This is a genomic window from Ruegeria sp. CH2 (assembly GCF_056537065.1).
Map to the genome: position 1 here is coordinate 96,945 of NZ_JBQFQV010000003.1, position 18,049 is coordinate 114,993.

Annotated in this window: 18 protein-coding genes; 11 read left to right on the forward strand and 7 right to left on the reverse strand. The window is 57.9% G+C overall.

The window, feature by feature from the left end:
* Nucleotides 1-3: 3 nt before the first annotated feature.
* The gene (locus tag ACR0M9_RS06700) at nt 4-693 is read right to left on the reverse strand and encodes a nitroreductase family protein (RefSeq protein ID WP_480486373.1); all 690 of its coding nucleotides are present in this window, start codon (nt 691-693) and stop codon (nt 4-6) included.
* A gap of 27 nt (nt 694-720) precedes the next feature.
* The gene (locus ACR0M9_RS06705; protein ID WP_480481970.1) at nt 721-1,614 is read right to left on the reverse strand and encodes a LysR family transcriptional regulator ArgP; all 894 of its coding nucleotides are present in this window, start codon (nt 1,612-1,614) and stop codon (nt 721-723) included.
* Nucleotides 1,615-1,701: 87 nt separating this feature from the next.
* On the opposite strand from ACR0M9_RS06705, the gene ACR0M9_RS06710 reads away from it, so the two are divergent.
* The 6 genes from ACR0M9_RS06710 (at nt 1,702) to ACR0M9_RS06735 (ending at nt 7,629) form a co-directional block, all read left to right on the forward strand.
* The gene (locus tag ACR0M9_RS06710; protein ID WP_480475813.1) at nt 1,702-2,301 is read left to right on the forward strand and encodes a LysE/ArgO family amino acid transporter; all 600 of its coding nucleotides are present in this window, start codon (nt 1,702-1,704) and stop codon (nt 2,299-2,301) included.
* A 40-nt stretch (nt 2,302-2,341) separates the two neighbouring features.
* A complete protein-coding gene (locus ACR0M9_RS06715) occupies nt 2,342-3,250 on the forward strand; it encodes a DMT family transporter (RefSeq protein ID WP_480481968.1) in 909 nt (302 codons plus the stop codon).
* Nucleotides 3,251-3,333: 83 nt separating this feature from the next.
* The gene (betI, locus tag ACR0M9_RS06720; protein ID WP_480773160.1) at nt 3,334-3,906 is read left to right on the forward strand and encodes a choline-binding transcriptional repressor BetI; all 573 of its coding nucleotides are present in this window, start codon (nt 3,334-3,336) and stop codon (nt 3,904-3,906) included.
* Nucleotides 3,903-5,411 carry a choline-sulfatase gene (betC, locus tag ACR0M9_RS06725; RefSeq protein WP_480773161.1) on the forward strand — a complete coding sequence of 503 codons (1,509 nt, stop codon included), beginning with the start codon at nt 3,903-3,905 and terminating at the stop codon, nt 5,409-5,411. The genes betI and betC overlap by 4 nt, the downstream gene beginning before the upstream one ends.
* A 66-nt stretch (nt 5,412-5,477) precedes the next feature.
* Nucleotides 5,478-7,136: a choline dehydrogenase gene (gene betA, locus ACR0M9_RS06730; RefSeq protein ID WP_480773162.1), complete on the forward strand. Its 1,659-nt coding sequence runs from the start codon at nt 5,478-5,480 to the stop codon at nt 7,134-7,136.
* A 253-nt stretch (nt 7,137-7,389) separates the two neighbouring features.
* Nucleotides 7,390-7,629, forward strand: coding sequence for an HP1242/YdcH family protein (locus ACR0M9_RS06735; RefSeq protein WP_209504591.1), 240 nt, complete (start codon nt 7,390-7,392; stop codon nt 7,627-7,629).
* A 72-nt stretch (nt 7,630-7,701) separates the two neighbouring features.
* Here ACR0M9_RS06735 and ACR0M9_RS06740 read toward each other — a convergent pair whose 3' ends face one another.
* Nucleotides 7,702-9,102 carry a helix-turn-helix domain-containing protein gene (locus ACR0M9_RS06740; protein ID WP_209504590.1) on the reverse strand — a complete coding sequence of 467 codons (1,401 nt, stop codon included), beginning with the start codon at nt 9,100-9,102 and terminating at the stop codon, nt 7,702-7,704.
* Nucleotides 9,103-9,165: 63 nt separating this feature from the next.
* Nucleotides 9,166-10,371 (reverse strand): multidrug effflux MFS transporter, encoded by a 1,206-nt coding sequence (locus ACR0M9_RS06745; RefSeq protein WP_480582913.1) that lies wholly within the window; start codon nt 10,369-10,371, stop codon nt 9,166-9,168.
* A gap of 183 nt (nt 10,372-10,554) precedes the next feature.
* Here ACR0M9_RS06745 and ACR0M9_RS06750 point away from each other — a divergent pair, with 183 nt between their 5' ends.
* The 3 genes from ACR0M9_RS06750 (at nt 10,555) to ACR0M9_RS06760 (ending at nt 13,173) form a co-directional block, all read left to right on the forward strand.
* Complete coding sequence (locus ACR0M9_RS06750; protein WP_480582916.1) at nt 10,555-12,087, forward strand: acyl-CoA carboxylase subunit beta; 1,533 nt, start codon at nt 10,555-10,557, stop codon at nt 12,085-12,087.
* 113 nt (nt 12,088-12,200) lie between these two features.
* Nucleotides 12,201-12,686, forward strand: a complete 486-nt coding sequence (locus tag ACR0M9_RS06755) for a DUF6497 family protein (protein WP_480528543.1) — start codon at nt 12,201-12,203, stop codon at nt 12,684-12,686.
* Nucleotides 12,687-12,819: 133 nt separating this feature from the next.
* The gene (locus ACR0M9_RS06760) at nt 12,820-13,173 is read left to right on the forward strand and encodes a hypothetical protein (RefSeq protein WP_480773163.1); all 354 of its coding nucleotides are present in this window, start codon (nt 12,820-12,822) and stop codon (nt 13,171-13,173) included.
* An 86-nt stretch (nt 13,174-13,259) separates the two neighbouring features.
* Here the strand turns inward: ACR0M9_RS06760 and ACR0M9_RS06765 are convergent, their stop codons facing one another.
* Both ACR0M9_RS06765 and ACR0M9_RS06770 read right to left on the reverse strand, forming a co-directional pair.
* Entirely contained in the window at nt 13,260-14,411 is a 1,152-nt protein-coding gene (locus ACR0M9_RS06765; RefSeq protein ID WP_480773164.1) for a DcaP family trimeric outer membrane transporter, read from the reverse strand.
* 147 nt (nt 14,412-14,558) lie between these two features.
* Complete coding sequence (locus tag ACR0M9_RS06770; RefSeq protein WP_480773165.1) at nt 14,559-14,795, reverse strand: hypothetical protein; 237 nt, start codon at nt 14,793-14,795, stop codon at nt 14,559-14,561.
* Nucleotides 14,796-15,061: 266 nt separating this feature from the next.
* Between ACR0M9_RS06770 and ACR0M9_RS06775 the strand changes: the two genes are divergently transcribed.
* Entirely contained in the window at nt 15,062-15,265 is a 204-nt protein-coding gene (locus ACR0M9_RS06775; protein WP_267365672.1) for a hypothetical protein, read from the forward strand.
* Nucleotides 15,266-15,381: 116 nt separating this feature from the next.
* Nucleotides 15,382-17,427 (forward strand): ATP-binding protein, encoded by a 2,046-nt coding sequence (locus tag ACR0M9_RS06780; protein WP_480773166.1) that lies wholly within the window; start codon nt 15,382-15,384, stop codon nt 17,425-17,427.
* A gap of 76 nt (nt 17,428-17,503) precedes the next feature.
* On the opposite strand, the gene ACR0M9_RS06785 is transcribed toward ACR0M9_RS06780, so the two are convergent.
* Nucleotides 17,504-17,950, reverse strand: a complete 447-nt coding sequence (locus ACR0M9_RS06785) for a DUF4174 domain-containing protein (protein ID WP_480773167.1) — start codon at nt 17,948-17,950, stop codon at nt 17,504-17,506.
* Nucleotides 17,951-18,049 lie beyond the last annotated feature (99 nt).

The following is an 18,049-nucleotide window of genomic DNA, read 5'->3' on the forward strand; positions in this document are numbered from 1 at the left end:
GCCTCAGAAGAAGGATGAAATCTCTTCCAGGGGTTTCTTGAGTTTTGCCACAGCAGGCACAGTCGCTCCTTCTGACGGGTGTCCCACCGCGATAATCATGGTTGGTTTTTCCGACGCGGGCCGGTCCAGCGCGTCGTTCAGAAACCGCATCGGGTTTGGGGTGTGGGTCAGGGTGCTGAGGCCCGCGTGATGCAGCGCGGCAATCAGAAAGCCGGTGGCAATGTTCACACTTTCCGGGACGTAGTAGTTCTTGTACCGCGTTCCATCCTCGAATTGCCCCCAGCGCTGGGCAAAAACCACGATCAGCCAGGGGGCGATTGTCAGATGTTCTTTGACCGCGTTGGTGCCGATGGGCTCCAGCGCCTTGATCCATTCATCCCCGGCGCCACCTGCGTAGAACCGGCGTTCTTCTTCTTCGGCTTCTTCCCGGATGCGGTGTTTCAGGGCAGGGTCCGAGATGGCTGCAAAATGCCAGGGTTGGTGATTGGCGCCTGACGGGGCGGTACCCGCAGTGCGCAGACTGGTTTCGATTACCTCACGGGCAACGGGGCGGGGGCTGAAATCCCGGATAGTATGACGCTGACGCATCTTTTCATAAAATGCCTGCGCCGCGCCCAGCATGTCTGTATCGCTGATGTCGCATCGGTCTGGCAGGGGAATAGGGTCATAGCCAAGAGCGTCACGTGAGAACATCGGTCCCTCCGAAAATGTCGTGTCTGTTTAGCTGCTTTGAGGCGGAAGCAAAATCCGTTCTGATGCACGTTTGACAGCCTGGGTCAGAGGTTTGAGTGCGGGCGCAAGAACACGCCCAACCTGCCAGCTCAGCGCGACATCCAGCGGTGCATCGGGCACGATGGGGCGCAACAGCCCTTGTTTCAGAACCTCCCGCACCAGAGCCGCGGGGTTCATGCCCCACCCAAGCCCGGCAATCGCCGCGTCCACAAATCCGTGTGAAGAAGGCAGGAAATGAGACGGGGGGGAAAGGCGTTTGCCAGTGTGCTGAACAATCCATGCCCTTTGCAGCCCGTCCTTTTGGTTGAAAACCAGGCAGGGTGCCTTGCCCAGTTCTGCCTCGGTCACTTTGTCCCGAAACCAGGTGTTGATGAATTCCGGGCTGGCCGTTGGCAGGTACCGCAACACGCCCAATGGGATCGCGTCGCACCCGGTCACTGTCTGGCCGCCAACGGTGACGGCGGCGCTTACCTCGCCCCGCCGCAGCCAGTCTGCGGAGTGATCCTGATCGTCGATCACCAGATCGAACAGCATGTCAGGCACCTGCGCCATCGCATCAACAAACCAGGTGGCCAGACTGTCTGCCGGTACGGCAATGCGGACGCGGGCGGACCTTGATTCCTGCTCCAGCGTAAGCTCTCGAACCAGCTGTGCCTCAAGCAGTCCGACATCTTCCGCGTAACGGGCGATGCGCAGCCCGGCGGGCGTTCCGGTGCAAGGGGTGCTCCGATGTATCAGGGTGGCTCCAATCCGATCCTCAAGCGCCCTGATCCGCTGGGATATCGCCGAGGGCGTCACCGCCAGCTCTGCCGCAGCCGCATCAAAGCTGCCATGACGCAGAATGGCAGACAAAGCGGACAGGTGAAGAGGATCCAGCAACATTAGTCAGGCTTAACTCGGGATAACATCTTTAATTTGATAGATCGCACCGACGATCTTAGTCAACGTCTTGCAATAGCAGGAGGTCCCATGCCCACGTCCATGATCGCCGGTTTCGCGCTGGGTTTCAGTCTGATCCTCGCCATCGGGGCACAGAACGCCTTTATTCTCCGACAGGGGTTGCGGCGTGAACATGTGTTTCTTCTGTGCCTGACCTGCTCAATGTCTGACGCGGTTTTGATTGTTGCAGGCGTCACAGGGTTCGGGACTCTGGCGCATTCAGCCCCCTGGTTTGAACCTGTACTGCGATTTGGCGGGGCCGCTTTTCTGACGTGGTATGGGCTGCGCAGTTTCGGGTCTGCCCTGCGGGGTGGCGCGGTAATGGAAACGGGCAACGGCCCGCGAACCAGCCTTAAAACCGCAATGCTTACCGTTCTCGCCTTCACCTGGCTGAACCCGCATGTCTATCTGGATACAGTGGTTCTGATCGGTTCCATCTCGGCACAGTATGATGACCGGGTCGGATTTGCCATCGGGGCGGTCACGTCCAGCTTTGCCTTCTTCTTTTCACTTGGATACGGCGCAGGTGTTCTGTCTCCGGTGTTTGCGCGCCCGCGCGCCTGGCAGGTGCTGGATGCAGTGATCGGTGTCGTAATGCTGGGTATCGCACTGAAACTTGTTGTCATGTGAAGGGTTGTTCCCGGCAGGGTTTCGGTGTTCAACCTAAGCCATGACATCGCTTGCCGTTTCGTCGCGCCCGCTTGCCGCTATGTTCTGGATGTTTGCCGCCGGGCTGTCCTTTGTTGTGATGACCGCATTGGTCAAATCTCTGGGCACGACGATGAATCCGGTCCAGGCCGCATTCCTGCGTTATGCGCTGGGATTGGTGTTTCTGTTACCGGCCTTGCGGTCGATCATGGCGACCCGGCTGACACCCCGCCTGCTGACGCTGTTCGGTTTGCGCGGTGTAGTACACGCGATTGCTGTCATGCTTTGGTTCTTCGCCATGACACAAATTCCCTTGGCCGAAGTCACTGCGATGAACTACATGACGCCGGTTTATGTCACCTTGGGTGCAGCCCTGTTTCTGGGTGAGAAGTTGGCTTTTCGCAGGGTCGCCGCGATTCTGGTCGCTTTGGTGGGCGTGCTGGTCATCCTGCGCCCCGGGTTTCGCGAAGTCTCACAAGGTCACCTTGCCATGCTCGGAACGGCCCTGATGCTAAGCGGGTCCTATTTGCTGGCCAAGCTTCTTGTCCGCGACGTTCCACCTTCGGTTGTTGTGGCGCATCTGTCCATCTGGGTAACCATAGCCTTGATCCCCTTTGCGGTTGCCGTCTGGACCCGGCCCAGTATGCAAGAACTCGGGGTTCTGTTTCTGGTGGCCAGCTTTGCGACCGCAGGTCATTACTTCATGACATTGGCGTTGCAGGCCGCGCCTGTGGCCGTCACACAACCCGTCACTTTCCTGCAGTTGATCTGGGCCACGCTTGTGGGTGCAGCAATCTTCCACGAAAGCGTCGACCTTTGGGTTGTGGCTGGCGGAACCCTGATACTGGGCGCTGTAAGCTTCATCTCATGGCGCGAGTTCATGTTGAACCGGCGGGACTTGACGCCTCCCAGTATTGCGCCGAAGCTGTAACAAGACATCTCAGTGTTTACATTGATTGACGAGTCAATAAAAACATCCTAGCTTGGTCGCATGACACCTGTATGGGGAAAGCGATGCCAAAAGTTGGAATGGAGCCGATCCGCAAGGACGCGATTGTTCGAGCGACGATTGCTGAACTGGGTGTCAAGAAATCCCTGGATGTAACCGTAAGCCAGATTGCCAAACGCGCGGGCATGTCCAGCGCATTGGCACACCATTATTTTGGCGGAAAGGATCAGATATTTCTGGCCGCAATGCGTCAGATCCTCGCCGACTTCAGCGACGAAGCCAGAGCCCAGTTGAAAGCGGCCAAACCGGGCAATCGGGCAGAGGCGATTATCCACGCCTGTTTTGCCCCTTCGTGTTTCACACCTGACGTGACTGCCGCCTGGATGACGTTTTATGTGTTGGCGCAGACCAACAGTGACGCGCTGCGTTTGTGGCAGATCTATCAGGCGCGCATAAGATCGAACCTGGTCCATGCCCTGCGTCCCAGGATACAGGATCCGGTTGAGGCGGCCGAGAACATGATTGCCCTGATTGACGGGCTCTATATTCGCGCAGCGCTCAGCGCCCCGGAAGAACCGCAACTGGCCGTGAACCACGCAATGCGCGTGCTCGATACTCTGCTCGAGGCTGAAAAATGACAAAACCGAACATTCTGATCCTGATGGTGGATCAGCTGAACGGAACCCTCTTTCCCGACGGTCCCGCTGACTGGCTTCATGCTCCGAACCTGAAGAAACTGGCCGAACGGTCGACCCGCTTTGCCAACGCTTATACTGCGTCGCCGCTTTGTGCGCCGGGGCGGGCCAGCTTCATGTCCGGTCAATTGCCCTCACGCACCGGCGTCTATGACAACGCGGCTGAGTTCCGCAGCGATATCCCAACTTACGCACACCATTTGCGCAGGGCCGGCTATTACACCTGTCTGTCAGGCAAAATGCACTTTGTCGGCCCGGACCAGATGCACGGGTTTGAGGATCGCCTGACAACTGATATCTACCCGGCCGATTTTGGCTGGACACCGGATTACCGCAAACCGGGCGAGCGGATCGACTGGTGGTATCACAACATGGGATCGGTGACCGGCGCGGGTGTTGCCGAGATTTCCAACCAGATGGAGTATGATGACGAGGTCGCCTATAACGCCAAGGCCAAACTGTATGACCTTGCGCGCGGCAAGGATGACCGCCCATGGTGCGTGACGGTCAGCTTCACCCATCCGCATGATCCCTATGTCGCCCGTCGCAAATACTGGGACCTTTACGAGGATTGCGCGCATCTGCTGCCCGAAATCGCTGATATCGGCTATGACAACCAGGATCCTCACGCCAAGCGGATCTTCGATGCCAACGACTGGCGTAGCTTCGACATCACCCAAGAAGATATCCGAAAGTCGCGCCGCGCCTATTTCGCCAATATTTCCTATCTGGACGACAAGATCGGTGAAATCCTCGAAGTGCTGGAAACGACACGGCAAGAGGCGATCATCCTGTTCGTCTCGGATCACGGTGACATGCTGGGTGAACGGGGCTTGTGGTTCAAGATGAACTTCTACGAAGGCTCGGCGCGCGTTCCTTTGATGATTTCATCCCCGGATTTGCTTGCGGGGCGGATCGATACACCGGTTTCTACCATTGATGTCACACCCACACTCGGGGCTCTGGCAGGTGTTGACATGGCCGAGATCGCCCCATGGACGGACGGTGAAAACCTGGTGCCGCTGGCGCAAGGCGGGGAACGAACCGCACCTGTGGCCATGGAATACGCGGCCGAGGCATCGTATGCGCCGCTGGTGTCGCTGCGCTATGGCAAGTGGAAATACAATCGATGCGCGCTGGACCCGGATCAATTGTTTGATCTCGAGGCAGACCCGCATGAACTGACCAATCTGGCAGACAGCCCCGAACATGCGGGCACGCTGCAAACCCTGCGCGCAAAGTCCGAGACCCGCTGGGATTTGGAGCGCTTCGACGCGGATGTCCGTGCCAGTCAGGCGCGACGCTGGGTCGTGTATGAGGCACTGCGGCAAGGCGGATATTACCCATGGGATTATCAGCCGCTGCAAAAAGCGTCCGAACGCTACATGCGCAATCATATGGATCTGAACATCGTCGAGGAAAATGCCCGGTTCCCACGCGGCGAGTAACCTCTTCATCTTTTTAAAAATACTCCCGCCGGAGGCGTCACACCCGGCGGGCGAGGAGTTGTGAATATGGAAGCAGATTTTGTCATCGTTGGCGCAGGGTCCGCAGGCTGCGCAATGGCATATCGTCTGAGCGAAGGTGGGGCCTCGGTCCTGGTGATCGAGCACGGTGGCACCGACATGGGGCCGTTTATCCAGATGCCTGCCGCGCTCAGCTATCCGATGAACATGTCGCGCTATGACTGGGGATATCAGTCCGAGCCCGAACCGCATCTTAACAACCGCCGTCTGGCCTGCCCGCGCGGCAAGGTGATCGGCGGGTCGTCGTCGATCAACGGCATGGTCTATGTGCGCGGTCACGCACGCGATTTCGACACCTGGGCCGAGATGGGGGCTGACGGTTGGTCTTATGCGGATGTGCTGCCCTATTACAAACGCATGGAGACATGGCATGACGGCGGCCATGGGGGCGATCCGGCCTGGCGCGGCACTGACGGCCCATTGCACGTGTCGCGCGGTCCCCGCGCAAACCCACTGTTTCAGGCCTTTGTCGATGCAGGCCAACAGGCGGGATACGAGGTCACCGGCGACTATAACGGAGAAAAGCAGGAAGGCTTTGGCCCGATGGAGCAGACCGTCTGGAAAGGGCGGCGCTGGTCGGCGGCAAATGCCTATCTGAAGCCCGCGCTCAAACGCGACAATTGTGATATCGTGCGGGGTCTTGCGTCTCGGGTTGTTATGGAAAACGGTCGCGCCACTGGTGTGGAATTGATCCGTGGCGGCAAGAAAGAGATCATCAAGGCCCGGCGCGAGGTCGTTCTGGCTGCGTCCTCGATCAACTCGCCCAAACTGCTTATGCTGTCTGGTATCGGCCCGGGCGCACATCTGGCGGAACATGGGATCAACGTCGTTGCGGATCGTCCGGGGGTGGGTGCGAACCTTCAGGATCATCTGGAGCTGTATATTCAACAAGCTTCGCTACAGCCGATTACGCTCTACAAGCACTGGAACCTGTTCAGCAAGGGTCTGATCGGGGCGCAATGGCTGTTTACCAAGACAGGTTTGGGCGCATCGAACCAGTTTGAAAGCGCGGCATTCATCCGGTCTAAGCCGGGTGTGGAGTATCCCGACATTCAGTACCACTTCCTGCCGATCGCAGTTCGCTATGACGGACAGGCGGCGGCAGAGGGGCACGGGTTCCAGGCGCATGTCGGCCCGATGCGGTCCCCGTCACGCGGGGCGGTCACATTGCGGTCTGCGCAAGCCGCAGACGCGCCGGTGATCAAGTTCAACTACATGAGCCATGAAGAGGATTGGGAAGACTTCCGCACCTGTATCCGGTTGACCCGCGAAATCTTTGGACAAAACGCTTTCAAACCCTATGCGGGCAAGGAAATTCAGCCGGGTGCCGCTGTGCAAACCGATGAAGAACTGAACGCCTTTATCGCGGAACATGCCGAAAGCGCCTATCACCCCTGTGGCACCTGCCGGATGGGACGTGCGGATGACAAAGGTGCGGTGGTCGATCCCGAGGGTCGCGTCATCGGCGTGGACGGGCTGCGCGTCGCGGACAGTTCGATTTTCCCGCAGATCACCAACGGCAATCTCAACGCGCCCTCGATCATGGTGGGCGAGAAAGTATCGGATTCTCTGCTGGGCAAAGACCCGTTACCCAAGGCCAATGATCGCCCGTGGATCCACCCCGGCTGGGCAACTGCGCAGCGATAATGATACTTGACTGCTCCCGGTTGAATACGCTGTTCAGCGCTTGCCGGGGGCATGTTAGGAAAAGGTTCAGCGTTCTTGTCCAGATAAGGTTGAGCCACGTTTCAGCTTAACTTGCCTTCTGCACGGCAGGATGGCGCGTGGAGCTTTTTTTGAAATTCGCGGGATTATTGCGGGTAGTTGATCCCGGTCAAAGCGATAACCCGGTCACGCTTCTATCACTGGTTTGCAACGATAAATGAAGGAGCGAACAGAGATGTCTCACACCCCGCATGAACTTGCCGAAGAGTTTCCGGACAAAGTTGAACTGATGAGCCAGCTCAAGCAGTCGGATGCGCATTTTGCCCGGCTGGCTGATGAGTATCATGAGGTCAACCGCGAAGTACACCGCGCCGAAACCAATGTCGAACCCATGGAGGAGCTGGCCGAGGTTGATCTGCGAAAAAAACGCGCCGCGCTAAAGGATGAGATCTGGGCGATCCTGTCCAAGGCTTAAACCACTGGCGGGGGCTCTGCCCCCGTCGTGACCAGAGACGCGACTGCGGTGGGATAATAAATCAGACTAAGATCAGGTCACTTCATAGGGCAGGGTGCCGCGAATATGGGTGTCGATGCTCAGACGACGTTCCAGCGGCGGAACCGAACGCTGGTGACATGTTTGCCGCTCGCAGATGCGGCAGGAAATACCGATGGGCTCGTAGGCACTGGCATTGTTGATGTCGAGGTTGTCGGCATAAACAAGCGCCGGGGCATGACGGACCTCGCATCCCAGCGCTATGGCGTACCGTCTGACCGGCGCACCGAACGAGCCCCCCGATTTTGAGACATCCCGCGCCAGCGAGATATAGCGAACACCATCAGGCGTTTCCGCCAGCTGCCGCAGGAAATGACCGGGTGTTTCAAAGGCCCGATGCACGTTCCAAAGCGGGCAAGCCCCACCAAAGCGTGCAAATTGAAGGCGTGTGGCCGAGTGTCGCTTGGTGATCGTCCCCGCCTGATCAACCCGGACGAAGAAGAACGGGATGCCCTTGGCGCCGGGACGCTGTAGTGTCGACAGCCGATGTGCAACCTGCTCGACCGACGCCCCGAACCGGTTGCTGAGCAGCTCCAGATCGTGACGCTCTTCCTGAGCAGCAGTCAAAAACGCGGTATAAGGCATCAGAGAGGCACCAGCGAAATAGTTGGCAAGACCGATCTTGGCGATGGCGCGGGCTTCGTCACTTTGGAACTTGGCGAAATCCAGCGTCGCCTCCAGCAACTGGTCCTGACTGATCAGCGCGACCTGTAACAGAAGCTGGAACACCTGCGTCTGCGGCGCTGCACGGGAGGACAGGCGCAAAATTTTGCTGTCGACATCATAAGCGCGCAAGGGGCCCATATCTGAAAAAACCACCTGAATTCCGCGTTCTGAAAGGCTGCTCAGGGCGGCTTGCCGGATACCGCCGGGGCCGTCGGCGCGGTTGGCAAACAGTTCCGCTGCCCTGTCCACGGCGTCGATGTAGTTGTCGCAATAATGGAAGAAATCGCGCACTTCTTCCCAAGGGCTGGCCTGAATACGCGCATCTTCACGCCCCAAAGCCTCGTCCAGCGAGGCAAGGCGTTCATGTGTCTGCCGGTAGGTTTTGTGCAATTCGATAAACGCGCGCGCCAGGGCCGGGGCGTTGGAAGCTGTCAGGCGCAGATCGGCCAGAGGGGGCTGTATGTCGGCAAAAACAGGATCGGCCAGCGCCTCGCGCATGTCTGAAACAAGACGTTCGCTGTCGCCGGTGCTGAGTTCGGTAACATCCATTCCGAATTCCTGCGCCAGAGCCAGCACAACCGTGGTCGAGATCGGCCGGTTGTTGTTCTCCATCTGATTCAGATAAGGCAGTGAAACGCCCAGTTTGGCGGCAAATTCGCGCTGCGTCAGGGTCAGGCGAGTCCGCATTTCGCGCAGTTTCGCGCCCGCATAGAGCTTTTGGGTGGCCATAGGGTGCCTTTGCAAGTTTTCCAATTTCCGAGGTTAACTTTGCAAAGTCATTGGGGCAAGCGGTTACAGCCCCAATTGCCGTTCTCTTCGTACAACAGTTGAAATTGCGACGATCGCCAGAACGGCTGTTGCCAGCATCAGCCAAAGCAGTGGCATCGCGCCGGTTTCACGTGTCAGCAAGGCACCTGCCAGCGCGCTCAGCCCGGCGCCGCCGCCCAGCATGATGGCACCACTCAGGCCCGATGCGGTTGCAGCCAGTTGAGGGCGCACTGATAGCGCGCCCGAAGTTGCGTTGGGGATGACCATGCCATTACCGACGCCCACAAATGTCATGAACCCAAAGAAACTGAGTGCGGTTCCGCGGTCCGCTAGAAACAGCAATGCCGACACAGCGACGCCAAACGCATTGAGCAGGCTTCCCCATAGCACCATGCGGTTCACGCCGAACCGCACTGAAAAACGCCCGCTCATGAAATTGCCAACAAAATACCCAACCGCAGGTGCGCCAAAATAAATGCCAACCTGTGCCGCGCTCAACCCGAACAATTCGGTGCCGATGAAAGGTGCGCCGCCGAGATAGGCGAAAAACGAACCCGATGAGAAGGCACAAGCCAGTGAATATCCCCAGAACCGTGGCGAGGTCAGAAGTTCGGGGTATTCCTTGAATTGCTGGACGAGCGTTTTGCCGCTTTTTGCCGATGTTTCCCCAAAGTCCGAATAGGTCAGTGCCATAGTCAGCAGACCCACGGCAAAGGGCAGCCAGAAATTCGCTTTCCAACCAAAACTCACTTCCAGCAAGCCGCCGATGGCAGGGCCGATCATCGGAACCACGGCCATGCCCATCGTCACATAACCGATCATCGAGGCAGCTTGGTCCTGATCGTACATATCCCGCACCGCAGCGCGGCTGAGAACCATACCGACGACCACAACAGCCTGACACATCCTGAACGCCAGAAAAACCGTAGCATTGGGTGCAAAGATGCACCCAAGGGTCGCTATCAGGAACAGGCCAAGGCCCCATAGTAAAACCGGTCGTCTGCCTGCCTGATCCGCGATTGGACCTATAAGAATTTGCAGAATGGCATTGATCAGCAGATAAAGCGCAATCGACAGCTGCATGACCTTGTAATCGGTTTCGAAATACTCGGCCATGTTTGGCAGGCTGGGCAGAAACAGGTTCATGCTCAGGGCGGACAGGCCCGAGAGTAAAACAAGCGTCGCCAATGTGGGTGGTGTGCGGTGGACCGCGTCAGAGCTAAACTGCATGGTTCACATGTATAGCCGTGGATTTTCGGATTGCCAGCCATTCGCGGAATTGCTTGTAAAAATTCGCAGTTTTGCAGTTATCCAAATTACTGTTGCTGAAATTTTGCAAATTTGCCGAAAATAGCTTTGGATGAGCGGCCCAAGCAGGTAGGGTCCCGGCAAATTTATAAGGGGATAGTCGTCATGAAAGACATTCTTTCCGAATTGGAAGACCGCCGCGACAACGCACGTCTGGGCGGTGGGCAGAAACGGATCGATGCCCAGCACGCGCGCGGCAAACTGACCGCACGAGAACGGATCGAACTGCTGCTGGACGAGGGCAGCTTTGAAGAGTTTGACATGTTCGTCAGTCACCGCTGCACCGATTTCGGAATGGAAAAACAAAAGCCTGCGGGTGACGGTGTCGTCACCGGCTGGGGTACGATCAACGGGCGCATGGTTTATGTGTTCAGCCAGGATTTCACCGTCTTTGGCGGATCGTTGTCGGAAACCCATGCTCAGAAGATTTGCAAGATTATGGACATGGCGGTCCAGAACGGTGCGCCGGTGATTGGCATCAACGATTCGGGCGGCGCGCGCATTCAGGAAGGTGTGGCTTCGCTGGCGGGGTATGCCGAAGTGTTCCAGCGCAACATCATGGCCTCGGGCGTGGTGCCGCAGATCAGCGTTATCATGGGCCCCTGTGCGGGTGGCGCGGTGTACAGCCCGGCGATGACCGACTTTATCTTCATGGTCAAAGACACCTCTTACATGTTCGTGACCGGCCCTGATGTGGTGAAGACCGTGACCAACGAAGTGGTGACTGCCGAGGAACTGGGCGGGGCTTCGACCCATACCAAGAAATCCTCGGTCGCTGATGGCGCGTTCGAAAACGACGTCGAAGCGTTGGCCGAGGTGCGGCGCCTGGTGGACTTCTTGCCCCTCAACAACCGCGAAAAGCCGCCCGTGCGCCCGTTCTTTGACGAACCCGGCCGGATCGAGGCTTCGCTGGACACTCTTGTGCCAGAGAATCCGAACACGCCCTACGACATGAAGGAACTCATCGCCAAAGTGGCGGACGAGGGCGATTTCTATGAAATTCAGGAAGATTTTGCCAAGAACATCATCACCGGGTTCATCCGGCTGGAAGGTCAGACCGTAGGCGTCGTCGCAAACCAGCCGATGGTGCTGGCCGGGTGTCTGGATATCGACTCGTCGCGCAAGGCTGCGCGCTTTGTGCGCTTCTGTGACTGCTTCGAAATCCCGATCCTGACATTGGTCGACGTTCCTGGCTTCCTGCCGGGAACAAGCCAGGAATATGGTGGTGTCATCAAGCATGGGGCCAAGTTGCTCTTTGCCTATGGTGAGGCAACCGTGCCGAAGGTGACGGTGATTACCCGAAAGGCTTATGGCGGTGCTTACGACGTTATGGCCTCCAAGCATTTGCGCGGTGATTTCAACTATGCCTGGCCCACCGCCGAAATTGCGGTCATGGGGGCCAAAGGGGCGACCGAGATCATTCATCGCGCCGATCTGGGGGATGCCGACAAGATCGCATCGCATACCAAGGATTACGAAGACCGATTTGCAAATCCCTTCGTGGCAGCCGAGCGCGGCTTCATCGATGAGGTGATCATGCCGCATTCGACCCGCCGTCGTGTATCCCGGGCATTTGCCAGCTTGCGCGGCAAACAGCTGAAGAACCCGTGGAAAAAGCACGACAATATCCCGCTGTGATCCATCTAGGAGCGGGATGGCCCGCCCCGCTCAATCTTTGACCGTCACAGCGGTTCCGAGGCTGAAACCCCCTCAAATTGAGGCGGAATTGACAAAAACCGGCAAATAGTTGAATGATCCGACCCGTCAGACATAGAACCGCGCAGACTAATCGTACTGCGCGCGCGACCCCGGAAGGAGGAGCTCGCCGCTGGTGGGTCCGGGGTCGCGCCATTTGTCTGGGTGCACTCACCTTCAGCCATCCTGCTTTTGCGGATTCCGATTCGTTGCTGCCGGTGCCGTCGGGCCAGCCAGTGCAACTGAGCGATGTCCTGCTGGACAACAACCCTGGCGAGCTTTGGCTGCGCTTTCGCTTTATCGCGCCCAGAATAGGCGCGTCAGTAGGGCGGATTGGGTATGATGTGGCGTCGAAGGATATGGAGCACCTGTGCCAGATTCTGGCCATTCCATATGTCGCTCAGCATGAATTGCATCCGGCGCGGGTCGTTATCTCTTTGTCCGATCGCCCGGTAGAGTTTGGTGATGCCGCCCCTGATGCGACCCAGTTTTTTGAGGCCTACCGGCTGGAGCAGTCCCGGTGTATCTGGGAGGGGCTTTGACCATGACCGCAAGACGCCATGAGTACAAAGCATCTCAGACCAACTGTGCGGCTTTGGAGGTGCGCATCATGACCCCATCCTTTTTCGGGCTCGAATTGCTTTTGTCTGCAAGTATGACACAGGGGGGCCTTTCATGCTGAAGCATCGTGGTTTTCCCGGTCGCCTTTCAGGCACCGACTTTCAGTTCACCATCCGTCGCGCCAACCCAAAGGGCGTTACACCGTTAACGCAGCGCGAGCGGTTTCGGGATCGTAAACCTGCGGACAGGCGCGCTGATATTGCGTTCATGGAGGCCCTTTGGGCCCATTTCGGTGACCAGCCGTTCGAACGGGGCAATCTGGATGCGGGGCGCTTGAGCTGGCTATTCGGGCGCGAAGTCATTCCGGCAGAAGACCCCTTTGATCCGGCCAGCTATGATGCTTTGCTTGTCATCGATGTAAACGCTGCGCGCGTATCCTTCCCGGACATCATCGACGGGATGGACTGATTGTGACATTCGCAGCCGCACATAAACCAATCATGGCCGGTTTCGGGAAAATCCTGCCCGAAACCGGGCAGGATTTATGTGTGGTCTCAGAAGTTCAACTGGGCCGCAAGCTGAACGCGGCTGCCATCAAAGGTTCTGCCGGTGGGCGCGTCGTTCCGCTCGCCATAGATGTATTCGGCGCTGAGCGTCAGACTATCTGTCGCCTTGTAGAACGCGTTGACATGGATGGTTTCCAGCTCGGTGAAGGACAGCGTACCGGTCGAGGTCGGCAGATCATAATCTTCGCGCCCGTAGGCAATGCCGACATTCCACTTTGCACCGATGTCCTGCCTGAATTCCACGGTGTAGCCATCCACATCGTTGGCCTGCCCACCGACAATGGCATCGCCGAGACCGATCAGGTATGGGCCAAGCGCCTCACCTGTGATGTAGTTGACCTGGAACAACCCGCCTTCCCAAGGGCGAATGCCGCCGGACAACGTAAAGCCCGTCTGATCCACTTCGACATTGCCGGAATTGGCTTTGCCGTACAAAACGGCACCACGGGCAATGTATGTACCGTCGTTATATTCCGCCGAGGCCGTCAGGACGGGATCATCAGAGTTCGACCCGCTGACGTTCTCTTCGATCGCGACCGCAAACTGTGCATTGCTGCCAAGCTGCCCAGTATACCTCAGCTGCGGGACACGGGCGAAGGCGATACCCACCGGGCCGTTGAATTCGACAGTGGTCGGGTAGGTGTCCAATGGTTGGAAGTTGGTCCAGTACTGACCGATCAGGAACTGGTCTCCGATGGTGATGTTGGCATGGCGTATGCGCAATTCAGCCGTGCCGCCGGAACCGAACAGGTCAAGTTCAAGCTGTCCGCCAATGTCACCGATCCCGCTTGGGGTGGTGGTGCGCAGTCCGATCCGCGATTGGCGAACGGTTGCCCCGAAGGTGCCATCGGTTGCGGCCGAGGGTTCGCCGATGACATTCACGAACGCCGTATCCCCCTGATCGTAGTCGAAGTCATAGAAGAAATCGGCCTTCACGTATCCGTAAACGTCCAGAACGGTGTTGCCGATGCGGAAATCTCCGTTGGCGGGGCTGCTTTTGGCGGCTTCCAGCGCCTCGACCCGGGCGCGCAAAGCGTCGAGTTCGGCCTGGGTCTGGGCGTCCTGAGCGAAAGCAAACGTGCCGGTCACACTGAGCGCAGAGGCAGCGAGCAGGAGTGCCTTTTTTCTAGTCATAGTCATGTGGGTGTTCCTTTGAGTGCGAGTGTGCCCAAGGACCGTTTCACGCAGCAGAAATCTTTGGAAATCACGAGAAAGAGAATTGAACCGACTGATTTCTCAAGAAAATGTGCCTTTTTTGGCTTCTTGAATCACGGCGTCTTGAACCTGTCATCTAACGCGCTGCTGCGCCGTAATTCCTTCGCCGGTGGAGTGGCGGCGATTCGTGATGCTGCAACTGCAGAAAACATCGGAAGCGGTCCGTTTTGTAACAAAACTGTGACGGTGAACGGGTCTTTCGCGCTGGTATTTCACTTGAATGCTGTCGGCACGAAGTTGCGCGCCATATTGCGGCTTGGGCAGAAACCAGCCGAGTTGTCCCAGGGAAACAATACTGTGTTTGCTCAACAGATTGTGCCGTGCAAACTGAATGGGCCGTGCGGCTCTACTTTGCCTGCGCCGCACATGCACCTACTATTCCGTACCCCTTCCTTGCGCGGGCAGGCTTGTGTTCCCCACATAGACCTGTCCGCGTTTTTCTTTTTGGCTTCCACGGCCAAAGAGAAGCGAAAACCTGCACAAAACCTGCCTGCAATTGCATTGATATTGAATAACAGGCCCGATTTCGCGCATCTGATCCCAAACGAACCAAGAAAACTAAAAGGGCAGACACAATGCGATTCTCGAAACTCATCCTTGTTGCGGCGACCTGTGCGGGTCTGGCCGCGTGCGGTGACACTACGGGCGAACAGGCACTCCTCGGCGGTGGTGCCGGGGCTGTGGGGGCTGCGGTCCTCAATGCCGACCCGCTGTTTGGTGCGGCCGTTGGCGCAGCGGGCAACGTGCTGTACTGCAAGACGCAGAACACCTGTAACTAACGCAAATCTTTCGGGGCGTCTGGCGCCTCAGCCATCATTGCGCATCACGCCGTCGTGGGGATCGTTCCCTGCGGCGGCGTTTTGCGTTTCCGGAACACCAAGCCAAAGGACGTTTCATGTTCAATAAGATCCTGATCGCCAATCGGGGCGAGATCGCCTGCCGGGTCATCAAGACCGCCCGCAAGATGGGTATCGGCACCGTTGCCATTTATTCGGACGCGGACAAGAACGCGTTGCATGTGTCGATGGCCGACGAAGCCGTGCATATCGGTCCGCCCCCGGCGAACCAGTCCTACATTGTGATCGACAAGGTCATGGATGCCATCCGCAAAAGCGGCGCGCAGGCGGTTCATCCCGGCTATGGCTTCCTGTCGGAAAATTCGAAGTTCGCCGAGGCGCTCGAGGCCGAAGGTGTCGCCTTTGTCGGCCCCCCTGTTGGTGCAATTGAAAGCATGGGCGACAAGATCACTTCGAAGAAGATCGCACAGGAGGCCGGAGTTTCGACGGTTCCGGGTTACATGGGGCTGATCGAAGACGCGGACGAGGCGGTCAGGATCTCGAACGACATCGGTTATCCGGTCATGATCAAGGCCAGCGCCGGTGGTGGTGGCAAGGGTATGCGCATCGCGTGGAGCGATGAAGAGGCGCGCGAAGGCTTTCAGTCGTCCAAGAACGAAGCCGCAAACTCGTTCGGAGATGACCGGATCTTCATCGAAAAATTCGTAACCCAGCCGCGCCATATCGAAATTCAGGTTCTGTGCGACAGTCACGGAAATGGCATCTACCTGGGCGAGCGCGAATGCTCGATCCAGCGCCGGAACCAGAAAGTGGTGGAAGAGGCACCGTCACCCTTCCTTGATCCTGAAACCCGCAAGGCGATGGGTGAACAGGCTGTCGCTCTGGCCAAGGCCGTGAACTACGCAAGTGCAGGTACGGTCGAGTTCATCGTGGACGGAAACAAGAACTTCTACTTCCTCGAAATGAATACGCGCCTGCAAGTGGAACATCCTGTTACGGAACTGATCACCGGCGTCGATCTGGTCGAGCAGATGATCCGTGTCGCAGCGGGTGAAAAGCTATCGATAACGCAGGATGACGTGACCCTGACCGGCTGGGCGATTGAAAACCGTCTGTATGCGGAAGACCCGTATCGCAACTTCCTGCCGTCGATCGGTCGGCTGACCCGGTATCGCCCGCCGCAGGAAACTTCGGCTGGTCCGTTGCTGGTCAACGGCAAATGGCAGGGTGAAGCACCCGATGGTGAAACCGCCGTGCGCAACGATACCGGCGTCTACGAGGGCGGCGAGATCAGCATGTATTACGACCCGATGATCGCCAAGCTCTGCACCTGGGCGCCGACCCGCGAAAAAGCAATCGAGGCGATGCGCGTGGCGCTGGACAGTTTCGAAGTGGAAGGCATCGGTCACAACCTGCCGTTCCTGTCGGCAGTGATGGATCATCCGAAGTTTGTAAGCGGTGACATGACAACGGCCTTTATCGCTGAAGAATATCCAGACGGGTTCGAGGGCGTAACGTTGCCCGAAGTGGATCTGCGCCGGATTGCTGCATCCTGCGCCGCGATGCACCGCGTCGCCGAAATCCGGCGCACCCGCGTGTCGGGCCGGATGGACAATCACGAACGCAAAGTAGGCAAGCGCTGGGTTGTGACATTGCAGGGGCAGGATTTCGCCGTGCAGGTCAATGCCGACAAAGAGGGGGCAACGGTCAAGTTTGACGACGGATCGTCCCTGCGTGTCGCGTCGGACTGGACGCCGGGCGATCAACTTGCGGTTCTGGACGTGGATGGCAGTCCGCTGGTTCTGAAAATCGGCAAGATCTCGGGCGGTTTCCGCGTTCGCAACCGCGGCGCGGACTTGAAAGTGCATGTACGCCGTCCGCGTCAGGCGGAACTGGCCAAGCTGATGCCGGAAAAACTGCCACCAGATACCTCGAAAATGCTGCTCTGTCCGATGCCCGGCCTTGTCGTGAAGATTGACGTCGAAGTGGGGCAGGAAGTGCAGGAAGGTCAGGCGCTTTGCACGATTGAAGCGATGAAGATGGAAAACATCCTGCGCGCCGAAAAGAGGGGCGTGGTGGCCAAGGTCAATGCAGGTCCCGGTGACAGCCTTGCTGTGGACGACGTGATCATCGAGTTCGAGTGACCATGTTGGCGCTTTCGACATACAATCCAAAGTTCCCGGCGCATCGCACCGGGGCCTTTGGACATGGTGAAAGCGTTCAGCCCCCTTGGCGCCGTTCGCGAATCTCGCGTTCGCGCAGGGGGGTCTTGTCGATAGACCTGCCAATCTCACGCACGCTCCACGGGCTGGGTTTGCGCAGTTTGACCACGCCGTCCTTGTCGACGAACACCATCTGGAAGCCACGCGGCCGCAGCTTGGTCCGGATCGGAGACCGGGCAGACGGGTCCGTGTCTGTCAGCACGATGACATCACGGTCGCGCATGGCTGCTTCTTCTGCGACAAGCATATCGATCTGCTGCTGGAACCGCGGATCGGCGGGCGTGTCAGCGAAAACCACAATGGGGCGTTTGACCCACAAAAACTCGCTGAGTTCACTTTCACCCACCGGGCGGACAAAACTGTCATCAGACGGCGCGGTTCCGTCTGCCGCCAAGGCGGCCAGAGGGATTAGTGCCGAGAAAACAAAGGCAAGCGTGCGTGTCATGTGGCCTCCTGTTCTTTCGAATATAGCCCCTGTGCCCGCGATTGCGACCGGCGATTTGTGCCGGGTGACCACATTTTCGCGCTTGTGTCTGAAAGAACA